Genomic DNA, 4,217 nt, shown 5'->3' with positions numbered 1-4,217 from the left:
GTCGCGATCCACCCCAGGCGGTCGCCCTGGGTGTGGACGAGCGTGCCCGACGCCGCGAAGCCTCCTTCACCGGGAAGGGCCGGCGGCAGCGCCGAGGCGGGGAGCCGGCGCCACGTCTCGCCCCCGTCGTCGGTCGCGATGACGACGAACGTCTCGTCGACGGAGTCGCTGTAGGCCACGCCGCGGTCCGTGCCCCAGAACGACAGGCCGTCGAAGAACGCGTCCTCGAGGTCGTTCACGAAGACCGTCCGCCACGTCGTGCCGCCGTCGGTCGTCTTGACGATCCTCGAGGACGCGCCATTCCCGATGCTGAGTGCGAGCGCGGTCTGGTCGTCGAACGCGACGACGTCGCGGAGTTGGAGCGTGTCGGAGACGGGCGTGACCACGTCCCACGTCGTGCCGCCGTCGACCGTGCGGACGACGGTCCCGCCTGCACCGGACGCCCACACGACGGCCTCGTCCACGACGTGCGCCGCGATCAGCAAGACGTCGGTGCCGGACGTCTGCTCCTCGAGCGTGGGAGGCAAGACGGACATGCTCGTGCCGGCGATTCCGCCGCACCCGGCGAGAGACAGGGCGACGAAGGCGAGGGCGAGGCGCATGGCGGTCGGGGTGGGTCGCCTCACGATACGCCCTCGAGGCCGGCGCGGGAGGTCTCGAGGTCGAGCGTCGGCTGGTCCGACCTCGAGGGCGATGTGGACGTCGCGATCTATTTCCTCCCCACCATCGGCCGCAGCACGACCTCCGAGATCAGCGTGCCGTGCGGCGCCTCGAGGACGTGCAGGATCGCGGCCGCGATCGACTCTGGCGACATCGCGTTCGGATTCGCACTGTGCCCGGCGTCCGCACCGAAGCCCGTGTCGACGGAGCCCGGGTACAGGCACGAGACCTTGATCCCGTGCGGGCGGAGCTCTTTCATGATCGAGTCCGAGAACCCGCGCAGCCCGAACTTGGTCGCGTTGTACGCGCTCAGCTTCGGATTCCCGACGAGCCCGGCGATGCTCGCGACGTTGACCACGAACCCGGCCGTCTCGTCCTTCGCCCGTCTCTCGCCCTGCGCCTTCATGTAGGGCACGGCCGCCCGCGTGCAGTGGAAGACGCCGGACAGGTTGGTGTCGATCTGCACGTCCCACTCGTCGACCTCGAGGGCGTCGACGTCGTCGAAGCGGCCCAGGCCCGCGTTGTTGACCAGGACGTCGAGGCGGCCGTGGCGCTCGGCGACGCCGTCGACAGCTTCCTTGGTGGCGGCGGCGTCCGTGACGTCGCAGACGACGGGCTCGAAGCGGTCGCCCAAGGTCTCCGCGACGCGGGCGAGGTCGTCGCCCGAGCGTGCGAACCCGGCGACATGCGCGCCCGCGTCCACGAGCTGGCGGGACAGCGCCAGGCCGATTCCTCGGCTGGCTCCGGTGACGATGGCGACGGTGTTCGTGAGGTCCATTCTTCGAGGTCGGTAACGAGAACAGGGGACGCCTCGACGGCGGGACCGTGTTCCGACTTCGAGACAGGTCCTGAGCGAAGCCGGAGGAGAGCTACTCGGCCTCGGGCACCTCGACGGACTCGACGACGACCTCGTTCTCCAGGACGCCCTCGTTGAGCATCCGAAGCTGCGCGTTGACTTGGGCCAGGCGCTCGTCGCGCTCGGGGCTGGCCGGAGCGGCCTCGAGTTGGCGCTTCTGGAGCGAAAGCTGGCCGCCCATGACCATCCTCGTATCGCTGTCCATGGCCCCGTTCAGACCCGTCGTGACCTCGCGGACGCGGTAGGGCAGGCGGAGCCCGTCGGCCTCGCGGAAGTCGCTGTAGATGATCCGTCCCGTGACCGCGCCCGTCGTGTCCGACTCGATGCCGCGGTAGATCTCGAGCACGTCGAACGTCTCGGCGTCGACGTAGACGCGCGTCTGCAGGCCCAGCTCGGCGCTCAGCCCCGGCTCCCCGATCAGCATCCCCGGATCGCTGGACTGCAGTAGGTAGGCGCGTCGGCCGTCGCGCGTCACGGTGCCGCCGAGCTCCGCCGTACGCAGGCCCCGGGCCAGGCGGCGGCCGTTGGGGACGTGGTTCAACAAGAGCTGCGCCTTGTCCGGTGCGACCGGCGCGTCCTCGATGGGTTGGATGTCCGGGCTGCCGAACCGGTCGAGGCCGGTCGTGTCGTCCGAGGGCACGTACCGCGCTTCCAGGCCGGCGCTCCGCACCACGAAGCCATCGACGGCGCCGACGTTCGCGTCGTACCGCTCGAGGACGGCGTCGGCGACGGCGTCGGCGGTCGTCAGCTCGGCCCCGCCAGAGACCGCTGTCGGGTCGGTCTCCGCCTCGTCGCCGCAGGCGGCGACGGCGAGGGCACACAAGAGCAACAGAAGGCGAGGCATGGTCAGTCGGAAGAGGTCGGCCAAGCTACCGTGCAGGCCGAGCGGCGCGCGGGGAGACGGCTCTATCCTCCGCCGTCTCACCATCCGACCGTGCTTCGACCCGCCCCCTTCTTCCCGCTCGGCGACCTCGTCCCGGTCGAGGACGCGTCGTACCCCGCCGAGACCATCCTGCGCGTCTTGGACGAGTACCTCACCGACGCCCGCCGCGACCGCATCGACGCGGTCATCGCGACGCGCGCGTTCGGCGTCGTCCCCGTCCTCGAGGGGCTCGTCGATCCCGGCAACGTCAACGCTGTGCTCCGCAGCGCCGAGGGCCTGGGGTTCGGGGCCGCCCACGTCGTCGGCCTCGAGGGCGACGCGAAGGCGCTGGCGAGGGCCGTCGAGGACGGCGACCAGGAGCCGACGGTCGCGGACCGACGGGCGCAGCGCCGCGCGAGCCAGGGCGCCCACAAATGGGTCGAGGTCCACTCGTGGGACGACCCCGCCGCCTACGTCGACTGGGTCCACCAGCAGGGCGGGAGGGTGGCAGTGACGGCCTTGCGCGACGACGCGCTCCCGATTCAGGAGTGGGACTTCTCGGTCCCCACCGCCCTCGTCGTCGGCAACGAGCACGCCGGGGCCAGCGACGCCATCCTCGAGGCCGCCGACGCGGCCCTGCTGCTCCCGCTCGACGGGTTCGTGCAGAGCTACAACGTGTCCGTCGCCGCCGCGCTCGCGCTCTACCACGCCCGCACCGACCGCCTCCAACGAGCGGGCCAGCACGCCGATCTCGGGGACGAGCAGCAGCGGATCCTGCGCGCGCACTACGTCGCTCGGGCCGTCCCGCTCGCCCCGGCCCTCTTGGCCGAGCACGCCCGCCGCGGAGGGCTAATCCTCTAGGCTCTGCGCGGGAAAGCGGCTCGCAGTAGCTGGCGGATACAGTCCAGCCTGACCTTCGCCAGGAACGAGTCGGCGCGCTTGTCGACGTGCGTCACCAGCGACTGGGGCTCCTTGTCGAGCACCGGCGGGCGCCCACGTCGCCGGTGCGTCTTGCCTAGGGCGAGCTTCCGCTCCGGGATTGCGGCCCGGATCCCGCGCGCAGGGTGCCGTCGAGCGTCGTCCGGTCGTCGCGACGCGGCCGGCCGGTGGTGGCGGAGGGCAGCAGCGGGCCGATGGCGACCCACTAGTCGTCGGAGAGCTCGTAGCGAGCCATCGGCCGGAAGGTGAGAAGGCGCCCACGACCTCACCACTCGACCTTCCGCATCGAGGTCGGGGAGGTGACGGAGATGCCGAGGGCCATGCGATGGACACCACGCCCTCGAGGACGTCAGAAATGCAGCGTCCCGCCGCCGACCTCGAGGCCGACGGCGGGACGCTGCATTTCTGACTCCTATGAGGGATCTATCGAACGACGGTCACCCGCTGCGTCGCAGTACCCGACCTCGAGGACGCCCGCACCACGTAGATCCCGGACGGCAGCGCCGACGCGTCGACCTCGAGGACATGTTGGCCCGCCGCGAGCGGCCCGCTGTGGACCTGGGCGACCGCGCGGCCGAGGAGGTCGAACACCGCGACCTCGACGGGGCCGGCGGCTTCGAGGGCGAGCCCCAATGAGGCCTGGTCCCGCATCGGGTTCGGCGCTGCCGGCGAGAGCGCGAGCGCGGTGGCCCCGAGGCCGGACTCGGACGAGACCGGTGTCTCGACGCCTTCGTAGGCGCCCAGGTCGACGCGACCATCTTGGACGCGGTCCTCGCCGTCGAGGTCGAACGGCAGGATCTCGCCGGTCACGCCGTCGTCATCGAGGTCGAAGATGTCTTGGGGCACGTCGCCGGTGTCGCCGAAGTTGGTCGCCGGGCTCCGGGCCAGCAGGTGGAGGTC

At 71.2% G+C, this 4,217-nt stretch carries 5 protein-coding genes; 1 reads left to right on the top strand and 4 read right to left on the bottom strand.

What is annotated here, in order from left to right; all coding sequences use genetic code 11:
* From WBA11_RS06385 to WBA11_RS06375, 3 genes are all read right to left on the bottom strand, one after another.
* A partial coding sequence (locus tag WBA11_RS06385; RefSeq protein ID WP_424519871.1) for a WD40/YVTN/BNR-like repeat-containing protein occupies positions 1 to 602 on the bottom strand: 602 nt, incomplete at its 3' end.
* Positions 603 to 709: 107 nt separating this feature from the next.
* Positions 710 to 1,438, bottom strand: a complete 729-nt coding sequence (locus WBA11_RS06380; protein ID WP_424519870.1) for an SDR family oxidoreductase — start codon at positions 1,436 to 1,438, stop codon at positions 710 to 712.
* Positions 1,439 to 1,529: 91 nt separating this feature from the next.
* On the bottom strand, positions 1,530 to 2,360 hold the full coding sequence (locus WBA11_RS06375) for a hypothetical protein (protein ID WP_424519869.1): 831 nt from the start codon (positions 2,358 to 2,360) through the stop codon (positions 1,530 to 1,532).
* Between the two features lie 90 nt (positions 2,361 to 2,450).
* Between WBA11_RS06375 and WBA11_RS06370 the strand changes: the two genes are divergently transcribed.
* Positions 2,451 to 3,239 carry a TrmH family RNA methyltransferase gene (locus tag WBA11_RS06370; RefSeq protein WP_424519868.1) on the top strand — a complete coding sequence of 263 codons (789 nt, stop codon included), beginning with the start codon at positions 2,451 to 2,453 and terminating at the stop codon, positions 3,237 to 3,239.
* Positions 3,240 to 3,740: 501 nt separating this feature from the next.
* On the opposite strand, the gene WBA11_RS06365 is transcribed toward WBA11_RS06370, so the two are convergent.
* Positions 3,741 to 4,217: T9SS type A sorting domain-containing protein (locus WBA11_RS06365; protein ID WP_424519867.1), on the bottom strand; the 477-nt coding region annotated here is incomplete at its 5' end.

The organism is Rubrivirga sp. (genome assembly GCF_049648075.1).
Lineage (GTDB): Bacteria > Bacteroidota > Rhodothermia > Rhodothermales > Rubricoccaceae > Rubrivirga.
The sequence above is the reverse complement of the archived record's forward strand: the minus strand, read 5'-3'. Positions and strand labels throughout refer to the sequence as shown.

Bases quoted from the DNA above. Each gene is read 5' to 3' on its own strand.
- WBA11_RS06380 (WP_424519870.1), bottom strand. From the start codon at position 1,438: ATGGACCTCACGAACACCGTCGCCATCGTCACCGGAGCCAGCCGAGGA.
- WBA11_RS06375 (WP_424519869.1), bottom strand. From the start codon at position 2,360: ATGCCTCGCCTTCTGTTGCTCTTGTGTGCCCTCGCCGTCGCCGCCTGC.